Source organism: Variovorax pasteuri, from assembly GCF_051216435.1.
GTDB lineage: Bacteria > Pseudomonadota > Gammaproteobacteria > Burkholderiales > Burkholderiaceae_C > Variovorax.
Genome location: NZ_JBPJZS010000002.1, coordinates 1,021,607 through 1,036,184 on the forward strand (window position 1 = coordinate 1,021,607; position 14,578 = coordinate 1,036,184).

A 14,578-nucleotide genomic window follows, 5' to 3' on the forward strand; every position below is an offset into this window, starting at 1 on the left:
CTTCAGACGGTGGCGGACAGGCGGTCCGGTGCGGCATCAGTGGGGTCGGCGGGGTCGGCGGGGCCGGCGGGGCCGGTGCCCTCGATCTCTTCGATCAGCCGCGTCTCGACCAGCAAGGCCAGGTCGGCGACGGTGGGCGCCTTGAAAAATGCGGCGGGGTGCAGTTCGATCTCGTAGGCCTTGCGCACGCGCGCCAGGATCTGGATGGCCAGCAGCGAGTCGCCGCCCAGCTCGAACAGGTTGTCGTGCACGCCGACGGCGGCAATGCCCAGCATGTCCTGCCACACGTCGGCCAGGCCGGCTTCCAGCTCGCCTTCGGGGGCGACGTAAGCCGTGGCTAGCGCGGGGCGCGGGTGGTTGCGGCGCGATTCGCGCGACAGGCGCGTGGCGTGGGCGAGCGGGCCGTTCTCGATCAGTTCGAGCATGCCGCTGTCGAGCTCGCCCAGGCGCTGCGCGAGGTCGGTCGTCGAGATCAGCACCTGCGCGTGCGCTGGTCCGTTGACGATGCGTTCCAGCGCCAGCGCGCCCTCGGGGCCGCTCATGCCCACGCCTTCGGGCAGCACCATGCCCGCGGCCATGCCCAGGTCGCGCCAGGCGTCCCAGTTGACCGAGATGACGGGGTAGCCGGCGCCGCGTCTTGCCTGTGCGGCCAGTGCGTCGAGGTAGGCGTTGGCCGCGGCGTAGTCGCTCTTGCCAAGGCCGCCGGCCATGCTGGAGATGGACGAACACAAGAGCAAGAAATCGGGTGCGTCGTCGCACACGGCCGCCAGCAGCGCCTGCGTGCCGCGCAGCTTGGGCGCGAACACGGCGTCGACCAGGGCGCGCGTGCGCTGGCCGATCATGCCGCTGCTGGCATGGCCCGCCGCGTGAATCACGCCGTGGATGGCGCCGAAGCGCGCGCGGGCTTGCGCGGTGGCGGCCTGCATCTGCGCGGCATCGGCCACGTCGGCGCAGAGCGCGAGCACTTCGCCGCCCAGCGCTTCGAGCTCGATCAGCTGCAGCAGCTTCTGGCGCAAGGCCGCGGGCTGCTCGGGCGCGGCGGCCAGCGCCTCCCACGCGCCGCGCTCGGGCAGCGGCGTGCGACCGAGCAGCACCAGCTTCGCCTGCCACGCCTGCGCCAGGTGGCGCGCCACCGACAGGCCCACGCCGCCGAGGCCGCCGGTGACCAGGTACACGCCCTGCGTGCGAAAGCGTTGGTGCGGTCCTTCGCCGCGCGCCGGCAGGGCCAGCGGCTCGTAGGCCTTCACCCAGCGGTGCGGCCCGCGGTACGCCACCAGCGGCTCGCTGCCGCGGGGTGGCGGGTCGGCCGCCAGTTGACGCACCAGCCACGCCTCGGCGTCGCTGCCGGCCGCGGGCAGCACCACGTCGACGACGCGGCAGTCGATGTGCGGGTACTCCTGCCCGATCACCTTGGCCAGGCTGAACAGCGTGGCTTTCTCGGGGCACAGGGGCTCAAGGCCCGTGACGTCTTCCATCTGGGTGGCAACGACCTGCAGGGCCAGCGCGCGCTCGCTGCCGGCCGTGGTGCTGTCCAGCGCCTGCGCCAGGGCCAGGAGGCTGAAGAAGCCGCGCTCCAGCACATCGGCGGACTGCGCAGGCGGCGCCAGTTCGTCGTCCACGCCCCACAGATGAAAGACCCTGGAGACGGGGCCCAACTCGGCCTGCACCTTGCGCAGCACCTGCGCATGGTCGGCGCGCTCGCCGGGGCGCACGGCGTAATGGCGCGGGCTGATCTCGACGAAGGCCGGGCCCTGCTCCACCCACACCACGGGGTGCGCGTCGGCGCCCTGGTGCAGATGGGAAATCAGCCGGTCGGCGAGGCTGCGCGTTTCGCCGAAGACCAGCGTGCAGGTGCCTGCGGGCGCCGGGCTGCGCTGCGCGCGCTGCGGCTCGGTGCGCGTCCAGGTCGGCACGTAGAAGGCGTTGGCCGCCGTGCCTTGGGTCAATGGCGCGGCGCGCTCGAAGCGGCCCGCCTCCACCCAGTACGACTGCCGCTGGAACGGGTAGCTCGGCAACGGCACCTGCCGGCGCGGCTGGCCCGCGCGGCAGGCGGCCCAGTCGATGTCGACGCCGGCGCACCAGAGCGCGCCGGTCACGCTGGCCAGTTGCCGCGCATTGCGCGCCTGCTGCTGCGGATGCGCCTGGCTCGCCCAGATGCCCGCGGCCGACGCGGCCAGCGGATGCTGGCGCGCCAGGCCGGCCAGCGTTTCGCCGGGGCCGACCTCGAGCAGCACGCGCCCGGCCGTGCCGAGCAGCGCGGACAACCCATCGGCGAAGCGCACCGTGCTGCGCAGGTGCCGGCCCCAGTACACCGGGTCCACCGCCTGCGCCGCCGTGATCGGCAGGCCCGTGACGTTGGAGATGAACGCAATGCGCGGCGCATGGCGCGCAACCGACGCCACCACCTGCTGCAGTTCGGCCACGATCGATTCGCTCATGGCGGAGTGCGACGCGATGGCGACGTGCAGGCGGCGCGGCATGAGGCCGCGCGCGAACAGCTGCTGCTCGGCCGCCTCGATGGCCTGCAGCGGGCCGGCGAGCACGCACAGCTGCTCGCCGTTGATGGCGGCGATGTCGCAGCCGGCGGCCAGGAAAGGCGCGAGCCCGGCTTCGGTCAGCGCGACGGCCGTCATGGCACCGGCGGGCATCGACTGCATGAGGCGGCCACGCGCGGTGACGATGCGCAGCGCATCCTCCAGGCTGAACACGCCGGCCAGGCAGGCGGCCACGTACTCGCCGAGGCTGTGGCCCAGCATGACGGCGGGCTGCACGCCGCGCGCCATCCACGCACGGGCCATCGCGTACTCGACGATGAAGAGTGCGGGCTGGGTGTGCTCGATGCACGAGAGCGTCTGGTCCGCCGCGGCTTCCGCGCCGGCCGCGGGGTAGATCAGCTGGCGCAGGTCCATGCCCACCGTATCGCTCAGCAGCGCGCAGCAGCGGTCGACCTCGCCGCGGAACACCGGGTCGTCGCGGTACAGCGCGGCGCCCATGTTCGCGTGCTGCGTGCCGCCGCCGGGGAACAGGAAGGCGACCTCGGGGGCGGCGGCGGGTGCGCGAAGCACCTGCTCGAAGCCGCTCTCGGGCGCGAGCAGCGCCTGCGCGGCCAGCCCATGGCTGTCGGCGACCACCGCGGCGCGCAACGCCATCGGGCGGCGGCCGCTTTGCAGCGTGTGCGCGATGTCGGCCAGCGGCTGGTCGGCCGAGGCTTCGAGGTGGCGGCCCAGTTGCTGCCCGGCCTCCTGCAGCGCGGCAGCATTGCGCGCCGACAGCGGCAGCACCTGCCAGCCGGACGGCTGCGCTGCGGCGAGCCTGGCGGCCGGCGCCTCTTCGAGCACCACGTGCACATTCGTGCCGCCGATGCCGAACGAGCTGACACCGGCGCGGCGCGGCGTGGCACCGGCGGGCCAGGGCTTCGTCGTGGCGTTGACGTAGAACGGGCTGCCTGCGAAATCGATCTGCGGGTTGGGCCGCTCGAAATGCAGGCTGGCCGGCAACGTGCGGTGCTTCAGCGCCATCACCGTCTTGATGAGCCCGCTGACGCCGGCCGCCGCGTCGAGGTGGCCGATGTTGGTCTTCACCGAGCCGACGGCGCAGTAGCCGGTGCGGCCGGAGCCGGCCTGGAAGGCCTGCGTGAGCGCGGCCAGCTCGATGGGATCGCCCAGCACCGTGCCCGTGCCGTGCGCCTCGATGTAGCCGATGGACTCGGCGCCCACACCGGCAATCAGCTGGGCCGCGCGAATCACCTCGGCCTGCCCGTTCACGCTGGGCGCGGTGAAGCCGATCTTGTCGGCGCCGTCGTTGTTTGCGGCGCTGCCCTTGATGACGGCGTGGATGGTGTCGCCGTCGCGCAGCGCGTCGTCCAGCCGCTTGAGCACCACCAGGCCGGCGCCGCTGCCGATGACCGTGCCCGCGGCCTTCTCGTCGAAGGCGCGGCAGTGGCCGTCGGGCGAAAGGATGGCGCCCTGCTGATACAGGTAGCCGCCGTCCTGCAGCAGGTTGAGCCACACGCCGCCGGCCAGCGCCATGTCGCAGTCGTAGCCCAGCAGCGCCTGGCAGGCGGTGTGCACCGCGGCGAGCGAGGTCGAGCAGGCGGTCTGCACCGTGACGGCCGGGCCGCGCAGGTTCAGCTTGTAGGCCACGCGCGTGCACAGCGAGCCGCCGGAGTTGCCGCTCATGAGGCCCAGCAGGTCGGCAATGCCGCGCCCCTCGCCCAGGCCGAAGGCGGGCAGCAGGTGGCGCATGAGGTACAGGTTGGGGCCCTCGCCCGCGTACACGCCGACCTTGCCCGGCCACGTGTGCGCGTCGCAGCCCGCGTGCTCCAGCGCGGCCCAGGCGCACTCCAGGAAGATGCGCTGCTGCGGGTCGAGGTACTCGGCCTCGCGCGGCGAATAGCCGAAGAAGCCCGCGTCGAACTGGTCGAATCCCTTGAACTGCGTGCCGGCCTTCACGTACGCGGGGTCGTCGAGCAGTTCCTGCGACACGCCCTGCGCGCGCAGTTGCGCGTCGGTGAAGCCGGCCACGGACTCCACGCCGTCACGGACGTTGCGCCACAGCGCGTCGACGTCGTCGGCGCCGGGGAAGCGGCCGGCCATGCCGACGATGGCGATCTCGATGCCGGTGGCGGCGCTGGTGGTGAACGGTTCAGTGGGGGCGTCGGGGGTGTGCATCAGTTGACTCTTTCCGCGGCTTTGCGGCGTTGAAGCAAGGCGGCGCGCTGGCGCAGCGCGCGGTCGTCACCGGCCGCGGTCGACACGGCGGGTGCGGCGGCGCCACGCGCCATCCACTGGGCGAGCGAACCGACCGTGGGGTACTTGAAAAGCTGCACCAGCGGCAGCGTGGTGCGCAGCCTGTCTTCCAGCAGGCGGTGCACGCGGACCACCAGCAGAGAGTGCCCGCCGAGGTCGAAGAAGTTGTCGTGGATGCCGACCTTGTCCATCTGCAGGACTTCGGCCCAGACGGCGGCGACGGTTTCCGCGATGTGGCCCTGGGGGGCTTCGTAGGGTTTGTCGCTGGTGACGGTGGCGGCGGGGAGCGCCTTGCGGTCTACCTTGCCGTTGGCGTTGAGCGGCAATGCGTCGAGCACCATGATCACGCTGGGGACCATGTAGTCCGGTAGCGTCTCGGCGAGGCGCTCTCTGAGTGTTGCCGTGTCGATGTCGTTGCCCGAGACGTAGGCCACGAGCCTTGCGCCCGATGGGCCTTCGCTCGCTACGACGACTGCTTCACGCACTTCGGGCTGGGCTTGCAGTTGCGCTTCGATCTCCCCCAGCTCGATGCGAAAGCCCCGCACCTTCACCTGGTGGTCGATGCGGCCCAGGTACTCCAGCTGGCCTTCGTTGTTCCAGCGCACGAGGTCACCCGTGCGGTACAGCCTGTTTCCGCTTTCTGTTGCGATGAACCGCTCGGCAGTCAGCCCCGCCCGCTTCAGGTAGCCCCGTGCGAGGTTGATGCCGCCCAGGTACAGCTCGCCAGCCACGCCGACCGGGACTTCGTTCAGGCCCGCGTCGAGGACATACGCTTGTGTGTCGCTGATCGGCCGGCCGATCGGCACCTGGGTGCTGCCGTCATCTCGGCACGTCCACTGCGTCACGTGGATCGTGGTTTCCGTCGGGCCGTACAGGTTCTGCAAGGTCGCGCCACTCAGGCGTTGCAATGCTTCTTTCTGCGTGGCTGCAGGCATCGCCTCTCCGCCGCAGATGATGTGCTTGAGCTTGGTCGTCGCCTCGATGCCTTCGTAGGCCAGGAAGGCTTGCAGCATCGACGGCACGAAGTTCAGCGTCGTGATCTGGTGCTTCTGGATCAGTTCGACCAGGCGAGCCGGGTCGCGGTGATCTCCTGGGTTGGCAATGACCAGCCTTGCACCGGAAGTCAGCGGCCAGAACATCTCCCACACCGATACGTCGAAGCCGAAGGGCGCCTTGTGCAGGACGGTGTCGGCGCCTTCCAGCGTGTAGAACTCCTGCATCCAGGCCATGCAGCTGAACAGCGCTTGGTGCCTGATGGCCGCGCCCTTGGGACGGCCTGTGGAGCCTGACGTGTAGATGACGTAGGCGAGGTGTTCGCCGTGCAGGTTGACCTGCGGATTGACATCCGGCTCGGACGACGTATCGAGCGTGTCGAGTTCCAGCACTTCAAGCGCTTCGACGCCGGGAATCAGTGAGCGCAAGCCGCTTTGGGTCAGCAGCAACGCAATGCCGCTGTCTTCGACCATGTACGCCAGCCGGTCCGACGGGTAGTCAGGGTCAAGGGGTACGTACGCCCCGCCCGCCTTCAACACCGCAAGGATGCCCACCATCATCTCGGTGGAGCGCTCCACGCAGAGGCCGAGCAACACGTCCGGACCAACGCCCAAGGCGATCAGCCGATGTGCCAGCCGGTTCGCACGCACATTGAGCTGCGAGTAACTCAGCGCCTCGTCACCGAAGACCAGCGCAGGTGCAGAAGGCTGCAACTTCGCATGCGCCTCGATCTGCCGATGCACCGGCTGCGCGCCCTCGTGGCGGCGATTGTTTTCGCTCCAGAGCGCAAGCTGCTCACGCTCTTCGGGCCCCATCAACACCACGTCGCCGACCGCCACCTCAGGCTCTACAGCCAACGCCCCCAGCACCGCCAGGTAGTGCCCCGCCATCCGCTCGATCGTCTCCCTGTCGAACAACTCGGCCGCATAGACGAAGCCCACCGTCAACTGCCCACCCGGCGTCTCGCGCGCTTCGAGCACCAGCTCGAACTGCGCCTCGCCATCGGGCAATGCGTGATGCGCCACCTCGAGCCCCGGCAGTTGCGCCAGCGCCCGGTAGTCCTCGACCAGGTGGTTGAACATCACCTGGAACAACGGGCTCTGGCCCAGGCTGCGCTGCGGCTGAAGGGCCTCGACCAGTTGTTCGAACGGCAGGTCCTGGTGCGTCTGCGCGCCGAGCACGGCTTCCCTGGCCTGCTTCACGACGTCCGACAGGCGCATGCGCGCGCCGACCCGGTTGCGCAGCACCAGCGTGTTGACGAAGAAGCCGATGACACTTTCGGCCTCGACCCGGCCGCGGTTCGCCACCGGTGCACCGACGCGAATGTCTTCCTGCCCGGTGCAGCGGTGCAGCAGCGCCTGGAAGCCGGCCAGCAGCACCATGAACAGCGTCGCACCCTCGCTCGCGGCCGACCGGCGCAAGCCGTCCAGCAGGGCCGCAGGCACCTCGACGCTGTGCCGCGCCGCGCGGTAGCCGATGCGCGCGGTGCGCGGGTGGTCGGTCGCCAGCGCCAGCACGGGATGGTCTTCACCGAGTTGCGTGCGCCACCACGCCAGCTGCCGCTCGCCCTCGCCGCCAGCCAGCCAGGCGCGCTGCCATGCCGCGTGGTCGACGTACTGGATGCGCGCGCCCGCATGGCGCTGCATGTCGCCCCGCAGCCGCCCGGCATAGCCGGCCGCGAGCTCGTCGAGCAGCAGTTGCATCGACGCGCTGTCCGACACGATGTGGTGCATCACCACCACCAGCAGGTGCACGGCATCCGAAAGGCGCAGCAGCGCCACGCGCACGAGCGGGCCCTGCGTCAGGTCGAAGGGTGTGGCGTGCAGGCGCTGCACTTCCTCGTCGGCGCGCGCTTCGCGCTCTTCGAGCGCGAGGTGGCGCAGGTCGACGAACTTCAGCAGCGGCGCCCACGACGGGCTGACCAGCTGCCCGGCCTCGCCGTCGGCGCCGGCCAGGAACACCGTGCGCAGCGACTCGTGGCGCGCGGCCAGGTCTTCGAAGGCCGCATGCATCGCGGCGGCATCGAGCGTGCCCGACAGGCGCAGCGCGCCGCTCATGTGGTACGCCGTGCTGTGCGGCGCGAGCTTCCACAGGAACCACTGGCGCTGCTGTGCGTGCGACAGCGGCAGGGGCCGCAGCCGCTGCTCGGCCGACAGCGGCTCGATGGGCGCCACCGCGAGCACCTGGCGCGGATGGTCCTTGCGGCTGCGCACGATGTCGGCGCAGGCGCTCAGCCGGGGCTGCTCGAAGAGGTCGCGCAGGTCGAACGCGATGTTCCAGCGCCGCGCGATGCGCGCACACGCCTGAACGCCGGCCAGCGAATTTCCACCCGAGGTGAAGAAGTGCGCGTCGGGCAGCAGCGCACGTTCTTCGGGCCACTTGAGCACTTGCTTCCAGATGCCGGCGACCGATTGCGCGACCTCGTCGAGCACCGGCGCTTCCGACGGGCCCGAAGCGCTGCCGCCGAGCGTGAAGCCGCCGTGCTCGTGGATCGCATAGGCGTCCAGGCTGCGCGCCGCCAGGCCCGCGCGGCAGGCCTGGCGCTGCAGCTTGCCACTGGAAGTCTTGGGCAGCGCGCCCGGGTTCAGCAGCACGATGGCGGCCGGCGCTTCGCCGAACACCTCGCTCACAGCCGCGCCCAGCGCGTCGACGAGCACGTGCGGCGGTACCAGCTTCTGCATGCTGCGCGACACCTCGGCCGCCACGCCGACGCCTTCGCCCTGCGAACCCGCCACCGCGAACGCGGCCACGCGGCCCTTGCGCACGGCCTCCACCTCGGCCTCGACGGTGCGCTCGATGTCCTGCGGATAGATGTTGTGGCCGCGCACGATGATCAGGTCCTTGATGCGGCCGGTGACATAGAGCTGCCCCGCATGCTGGAAGCCCAGGTCGCCGGTGCGCAGCCAGCGGCGGCCTTCATGCGCGACGAAGGTCTGCTGCGTTTCCTCGGGCTTGCCCCAGTAGCCGGCGCAGATGCTCGGTCCGCCGGCCCAGATTTCGCCGACGCTGCCGTCGTCCAGCGCGGCGAGCGAAGCGGGGTCGGTGATGCGCACCGCGTGCCCGGCGGGCACCGCCCCGCAGCCCACCAGTTGCATGCCGTCCGCACTTTCCACGCCCTGCCCCCTGGCCAGCGCATCGGCGGAGAAAGCAGGCGCGACCAGCCCGCCGCCGCGCCGTCCGCCGGTGACGAACAGCGTCGCCTCGGCCAGGCCGTAGCAGGGGTACACGGCGCCGGGATCGAAACCCGCGGGCGCGAAGCGTTCGATGAATTCGGCTTCGGTGTCCGCGCGCACGGGCTCGGCGCCGGTGTAGGCCACGCGCCACGACGACAGGTCGAGCCCCGCGAGCCGCGCGCCCTTCACGCGCTCCAGGCACAGTCGATAGGCAAAGTCGGGGCCGCCGCTCAGCGTGGCGCGGTGGCGCGAGATGAGCTCGAGCCACCGCACCGGGCTTTCGAGGAAGTAGCGCGGCGAGGCCAGCACCAGCGCAATGCCGCTGTACAGCGGCTGCAGGAGGCCGCCGATCAAGCCCATGTCGTGGTACAGCGGCGCCCACGAGACGAACTTGTCGCCGGGCCCGATGCCCATGCCGTCGCGAATGGCGCGCTCGTTGGCCATGAGGTTGCCGTGCGTCACGATCACACCCTTGGGCGCGGAGGTCGAGCCCGAGGTGTACTGCAGGAACGCCGGGTCGTCGCTCGCGGGCGAGAACGGCGTCCATGACGCTGCGAGCGCGATGTCCACCGTGTCGACCGCGACCATCGACGCCTGCGCGAACGACGCCGAAGCGTCCGCCATCGAGGCGAGCATCGACGCCGAGGTGAGCACGCAGCGGGCCTGCGAATCGAGCGCAATGCCTGCCAGGCGCGCCAGGTGCTGGGGCCGCATGGATTCGGGCGGAAACACGGGCACCGCGATCACGCCGGCATGGAAGCACGCGAGCATGCTCACGGCGTAGTGGTCGTCGTTGTCGAGCATGACGAGCGCGCGCTCGCCCTTGGCGAACTGCTGCTGCAGGCGGGCCGCCAGCGCGCGCACGCGCGCAGAGAACGCGGCGTACGTCACCTGCTTCTCCACGCAGGCGCCGTCGGCTTCGCCCTCTACCGTGAGCCAGACTTCGTCAGGCCGGGCCTGCGCCAGCGCCTGCAGGTGCGCCACGAAGTTCGCGGACGCCGGATGCCCATCGTTCGGTGTTGTTGTCGGCGTGCGTGCCATCTCGCTCACTCCATGTCCATTGAAAAAAGGCAAAGGTCGCAACCGGCGCAGCGCCGGCCGCTTTCGCTCATCCGGGTGCCCTGGCACGCCATGCCAATGCGGCGGCATAACCGTCGGGGGCCGGCAACGCGATGGCGCTGAAGGCGGCCCACCCGGGCACGTCGGACGCGACGGCCAGGCCACCGTCGGCCTGCGGATGAATGCCCACGCACAGCAGGTGCTCGGGCACGCCCACCCCCACGGCCTTCAACAGGGCTTCCTTGCCGACCCAGCGCGTGTACAGCGCACGAAGCGGGTCTTGCGCGTCGCGCACTTCGCGCGACTCCTGCGCGGTGAAAGCCATCTCGAGAATGGCCTCGGTGTCGACGTCGTCGCGGCAGTGCTCGATGTCGATGCCCACCTCGGCCACCTCGCGCCCGTCGGCCACGACGATCAGCGCGTGGCCGCCCGAATGGGACACGTTGAACAGCGGCATCTCGCCGGCCGCATCGACGAAGGGCTTGCCGTGCACGCCGGGCGACAGCGGCACCTCGGCGGCGCCGCAACCGATGCAGCGCGCCAGCAGCCGGCGGGCGGCGGCGCGGGTGGCGGCGAAGCGCACGCGGTCGGCGCGCCGAACGAAACGGCAGGCGCGTTCGCGCTCGGCCAGCGTCAGCACGGCCCATTCGTCGCAGTCGTCGCGCGTCAGGTCGAAATCCAGGCGATGCACCTCCATGCCCCTCGGCAAGGCGTCATGCCAGGGCATGAGGCGCATGCCGCCCTCCAGCCACGGCCGCGGCCTGCGCCTGGGCTTGAACCTGGGCCAGGCGCCGCGTCAGGGCGTCGAGGAACGCCGTTTCATGCTGACGCAGGAAGAAGTGGCCGCCGTCGAACCAGTCGAGCGTGAACGCGCCGGCCGCATGCGCCGACCAGGCCTCGATGCGCTGCGCGTCGATGTCGTCCTGGCGGCCCGCGAACACGTGCAGGGGCATCGGCAAGGGCGCTTCGGCCGTGTAGCTGAAGCTCTCGCAGACGCGGTAGTCGGCGCCCAGCGTGTCGAGGGTGATGCGCATCAGCTCGGGACTGGCAAACACCTCTTCGGGCGTGCCGCCCTGCTTGCGCAGGTCGGCGGTGAGCGCGGTGTCGTCGTGCGTGTCGGGCAGCCGGGCGGGGTCGCGCTGCGACGGCGCCGGACTGCCCGAGGCGAGCAGCGCGCACGGCAACGGCCGGCCCAGCGCACGCAACCGCTGGGCGACGCCATAGGCCAGCAAGGCGCCCATGCTGTGGCCGAAGAGCACGAAGCCGCGCTGCATGGCCCGCGCCTGCTCGACGCAGATGCGTTCGACCTGCGCATCGAAGTTCTCGACGAAGGGCTCGCCCATGCGCGCGCCGCGGCCCGGCAGCTCGACGGGCACGACCTCGATCCAGCGCGGCAGCAGGCGCCGCCAGCGCAGGTACATGGACGCGCTGGCGCCTGCGCACGGCAGGCACAGCAGCGAGACGCTCGCCGGCATGGCCATCAGAGCACGGCGGTGGTTGCGAAGGGCGCGGCTTCCTGCGCCGCCATCCAGTCGCGCAGCGACCTGGGGCGCATGTCGGTCCAGTTCTGTTCCACGTAGTCGAGCGCGGTCTTCTTGTCGCCCTTGACGCCGTCGACGGCCTTCCAGCCGCTGGGCACGGCCTTCCAGTGGGGCCAGATGGAGTATTGGTCTTCGTGGTTGACCAGAACGATGAAGGTTTCGTCTTCGCGGTCGAAGCAGCTGGTGGACATGGTGCGTGGCCTTGTGCGGTTGATCGGGGAAGCGCTCGCGCCACGGGCCGGCGGCCGGTGGCAGCGTTTGCTGCGCTTCTGATCAACATGACGGTCCGCACGCGAATCTGTTCACCGCCCCGATGCGCACCGAAGGCGGCGCGCGCGACGATCAGGCGTCGTCGCCGGGCGCGGGGTCGCCCTGGGTCTTGCGGCTTTTCTTCCAGGCCTCGACGTCGATGCGCGTGGGCACCAGGCCCGCGAGCAGCAGAAGGCGCGCGGCCTTGTCGTAGGCCTTGCGATGGGCGGGGTCGGCAAGACACCCGAAGGCCGGTCCGGCGTCGGCCGGGAATTCGCGTCAGTCCTCGATCAGGTGGTGCATGGCGCCGATGGACTCGTCGGCCTCGGCGATCAGGCGGTTCACCAGGCCGAGCGCACAGCCGAGCTGGACCGCGATGTCGCGCTGCGTGAGGCCCTCGAGCCGATAGAGCTGGAAGGCCACCCGCGTTCGTGCCGGAAGCTGCGACAGCACCTGGTCGATGAGCCCGACAACCTGGCGGTCGCGCATCAGGCGGTCCGGCGAGGCCGGGCCGGGCACGTCCAGCGTCTCGATGTCGACGTCGAAGGTGCGGTAGGTGGCTTCCAGCGACTGGCGGCGGCAGTGGTCGAGCGCCAGGTTGCGCACCACCTGGCAGCAGTAGCCCATGGGCTTGTCGACCTTGCGGTCGCAGGCGCCGTCGGCAATGCGCAGGTAGGCGTCCTGCACGACGTCGTCGGCCAGGTCGGTGGTGCGCACGATCCTGCGGGCAACGTGCAGCAGCTGCGCGCGGTTGGCGACGAAGACATCTCCCAGCGATGACTCGGACGAAAGTGACAGCATCTTTGAACAACTCCAGATGAGGGGATCGGGCGTCGAATGTGGAAACGGCGTGCGCGAGGCACGCCGCCGGAGATGCAACCCGTCCTGCTCCGGTGCACGGGTTGCATGAAGTAAATAAGAATCATTACTATTTGAAAAAGGAATGACACCTCGGATTTGCGATGTCTCCTTATCCCTATAGACGTTTCGCCGCCCCAAACAGAGACACCCGACCGGCGCCGCGCCGCCCGCTCGCCGCGCCCCTCTAGAATCTTGCCCCTTTGCCTGCTGCGCCCCCCGCCTCCTCATGAACATCGTCGTCAACGAAGAACTCAAAGCCTATATCGACCCCCTGACGCCGGAGGAATACGAATCCCTGGAACGCAGCATCCTGGCCGAAGGCTGCCGCGACGCGCTGGTGCTGTGGGGCGACGTGCTGGTGGACGGCCACAACCGCTACGGCATCTGCCAGAAGCACGGCCTGCCGTTCCAGACGGTGCAGAACACGCGCTTCAAGTCGATCGACGACGTGCACCTGTGGATGATCGACCAGCACCTGGGCCGGCGCAGCATCTCGGACTTTCTGCGCGGCGTGCTCGCGCTGCGAAAGAAGGACATCGTCGACCAGCAACGCTCTCGCACCATGGCCGAGCCGGTTGTTGCCAGCGACCCGAACGACCCGCCGTTCGACGTCGATCCGCCCGCCGACGACGCCGCCCCTGCAATGCCCCCGCAAGCCCCGCTGAGCAGCCGCGAAGCCATTGCGCGCGCCGCACGCCTGAGCAGCAACCAAGTCGGCATGATCGAAAAGATCCAGAAGCAGGCCGCGCCAGAGCTCGTGGCGGCGGTGAAGTCGGGTGTGATCTCGATCAACACCGCGGCCGCGGTGGCCTCGCTTCCGGCCGACGAGCAGGTGTCGGCCGCAAACGCCGGCAAGGACGAGCTGAAGCAGGCCGCCAAGCGTGTGCGCGATTCGAAGAAGAAGCCGCGCGAGGAGTCGACCGAAGCAGGCTCCGACGAAGCGCAGGCCAAGCCCGACACCGTGCAGGCGCTCGAGCAGCGCGTGGCCGAACTCACGGCCGAAAACGCGAGCCTGCGCGCAAAAGTGGCCGAGCTGCAAGCGCAACTCGGCCACTGAAAACGCCTTGCCCGCGCCGCGGCACGGGCAGGTGTTTGCCTCTTAGAGCTGGATTTCGCTGATCTTCGCGCCCGACAGCGACACGCCGGCCTCCAGGCCCACGTTGGTCATCACGAAGCCGATCACCGGCTGGCGCAGCGTGTTGGTGTCGATGCTGCCGTTGGCGCCGAGGGTGGCGAGCGCCACCGTGGCGTCGGCACCGGCCGTCCAGCCCTTGCTGTTGCGGAACTTGTCCAGCGCCGCCTGCGTGGTGAACAGGTAGACCACCGCCTTCGACTGGGCGCCGGCCTGGAAGCCCACCGATCCAGCGGTGGTGCTGTAGTAGGACTGCGTGCGCCCGTTCACGCGCAAGGCGCCGCGGCCGTATTCCGCGCCCACGCCCAGGCTGCCGCCGACCACGGCCGGAAACACCAGCACGCCGCTCGAACGGGCGACCAGTTCGCGCGAACCCTTCACGGACTCGTAGAGCTTGGACAGGGCGGCATCGGTCTGGGCGTCGATCGAAGCGCGGGACGACACGCTGCTGGACTGGTCTCCCGGGCGCGTGGTGGTGCAACCCACGAAGGCCAGGCTGCAGGCGACCATGGCGGAAGAAAGTGCAAACGTGCGGAAGTTGATGGTTTTCATGGCGAAATCCTTTGCTGAAAACGTGAATCGACGAGGAAATATCTGTCCTTGTCTGCCTTCTTCGGCAGATGCGTTCCATCGTAATTCCGCTGAAACAGGGTATTCCGAGCTTTGGGTATCGGCCTACGCGAAGTGGCGGTGTTGGCGAAAACGCCCTCGTGCCCGCGTTGCAGCAGCGCAAAATTCGTCTGTAATCTAGTGTTTTTAATTGAAACAGATGTTATATTTTTAAGTTACAAACGGTAATAAACCCTTAGTACTCACTTGATT

At 69.7% G+C, this 14,578-nt stretch carries 8 protein-coding genes; 1 reads left to right on the forward strand and 7 read right to left on the reverse strand.

Annotation, left to right across the window (positions count from 1 at the left end; all coding sequences use genetic code 11):
- Positions 1-2 precede the first annotated feature (2 nt).
- From ACSFBM_RS11860 to ACSFBM_RS11885, 6 genes are all read right to left on the reverse strand, one after another.
- On the reverse strand, positions 3-4,670 hold the full coding sequence (locus ACSFBM_RS11860; protein WP_435484518.1) for a type I polyketide synthase: 4,668 nt from the start codon (positions 4,668-4,670) through the stop codon (positions 3-5).
- Entirely contained in the window at positions 4,670-9,955 is a 5,286-nt protein-coding gene (locus ACSFBM_RS11865; RefSeq protein ID WP_435484519.1) for an amino acid adenylation domain-containing protein, read from the reverse strand. Before ACSFBM_RS11865 ends, ACSFBM_RS11860 begins: the two co-directional genes overlap by 1 nt.
- A gap of 67 nt (positions 9,956-10,022) precedes the next feature.
- Entirely contained in the window at positions 10,023-10,709 is a 687-nt protein-coding gene (locus ACSFBM_RS11870; RefSeq protein ID WP_435484520.1) for a 4'-phosphopantetheinyl transferase family protein, read from the reverse strand.
- A complete protein-coding gene (locus ACSFBM_RS11875) occupies positions 10,687-11,448 on the reverse strand; it encodes a thioesterase II family protein (protein WP_435484795.1) in 762 nt (253 codons plus the stop codon). The genes ACSFBM_RS11870 and ACSFBM_RS11875 overlap by 23 nt, the downstream gene beginning before the upstream one ends.
- A 5-nt stretch (positions 11,449-11,453) precedes the next feature.
- Complete coding sequence (locus ACSFBM_RS11880) at positions 11,454-11,705, reverse strand: MbtH family protein (protein ID WP_435484521.1); 252 nt, start codon at positions 11,703-11,705, stop codon at positions 11,454-11,456.
- Between the two features lie 337 nt (positions 11,706-12,042).
- Positions 12,043-12,564, reverse strand: coding sequence for a sigma-70 family RNA polymerase sigma factor (locus ACSFBM_RS11885; RefSeq protein WP_435484522.1), 522 nt, complete (start codon positions 12,562-12,564; stop codon positions 12,043-12,045).
- A gap of 286 nt (positions 12,565-12,850) precedes the next feature.
- Here ACSFBM_RS11885 and ACSFBM_RS11890 point away from each other — a divergent pair, with 286 nt between their 5' ends.
- Positions 12,851-13,681 carry a plasmid replication/partition related protein gene (locus tag ACSFBM_RS11890; protein WP_435484523.1) on the forward strand — a complete coding sequence of 277 codons (831 nt, stop codon included), beginning with the start codon at positions 12,851-12,853 and terminating at the stop codon, positions 13,679-13,681.
- Positions 13,682-13,723: 42 nt separating this feature from the next.
- On the opposite strand, the gene ACSFBM_RS11895 is transcribed toward ACSFBM_RS11890, so the two are convergent.
- On the reverse strand, positions 13,724-14,308 hold the full coding sequence (locus tag ACSFBM_RS11895; protein WP_435484524.1) for a BPSL1445 family SYLF domain-containing lipoprotein: 585 nt from the start codon (positions 14,306-14,308) through the stop codon (positions 13,724-13,726).
- Positions 14,309-14,578: the final 270 nt, after the last annotated feature.

Bases quoted from the DNA above. Each gene is read 5' to 3' on its own strand.
- ACSFBM_RS11865 (WP_435484519.1), bottom strand. From the start codon at position 9,955: ATGGCACGCACGCCGACAACAACACCGAACGATGGGCATCCGGCGTCC.
- ACSFBM_RS11890 (WP_435484523.1), top strand. From the start codon at position 12,851: ATGAACATCGTCGTCAACGAAGAACTCAAAGCCTATATCGACCCCCTG.
- ACSFBM_RS11870 (WP_435484520.1), bottom strand. From the start codon at position 10,709: ATGCGCCTCATGCCCTGGCATGACGCCTTGCCGAGGGGCATGGAGGTG.
- ACSFBM_RS11860 (WP_435484518.1), bottom strand. From the start codon at position 4,670: ATGCACACCCCCGACGCCCCCACTGAACCGTTCACCACCAGCGCCGCC.
- ACSFBM_RS11880 (WP_435484521.1), bottom strand. From the start codon at position 11,705: ATGTCCACCAGCTGCTTCGACCGCGAAGACGAAACCTTCATCGTTCTG.
- ACSFBM_RS11885 (WP_435484522.1), bottom strand. From the start codon at position 12,564: ATGCTGTCACTTTCGTCCGAGTCATCGCTGGGAGATGTCTTCGTCGCC.
- ACSFBM_RS11875 (WP_435484795.1), bottom strand. From the start codon at position 11,448: ATGCCGGCGAGCGTCTCGCTGCTGTGCCTGCCGTGCGCAGGCGCCAGC.
- ACSFBM_RS11895 (WP_435484524.1), bottom strand. From the start codon at position 14,308: ATGAAAACCATCAACTTCCGCACGTTTGCACTTTCTTCCGCCATGGTC.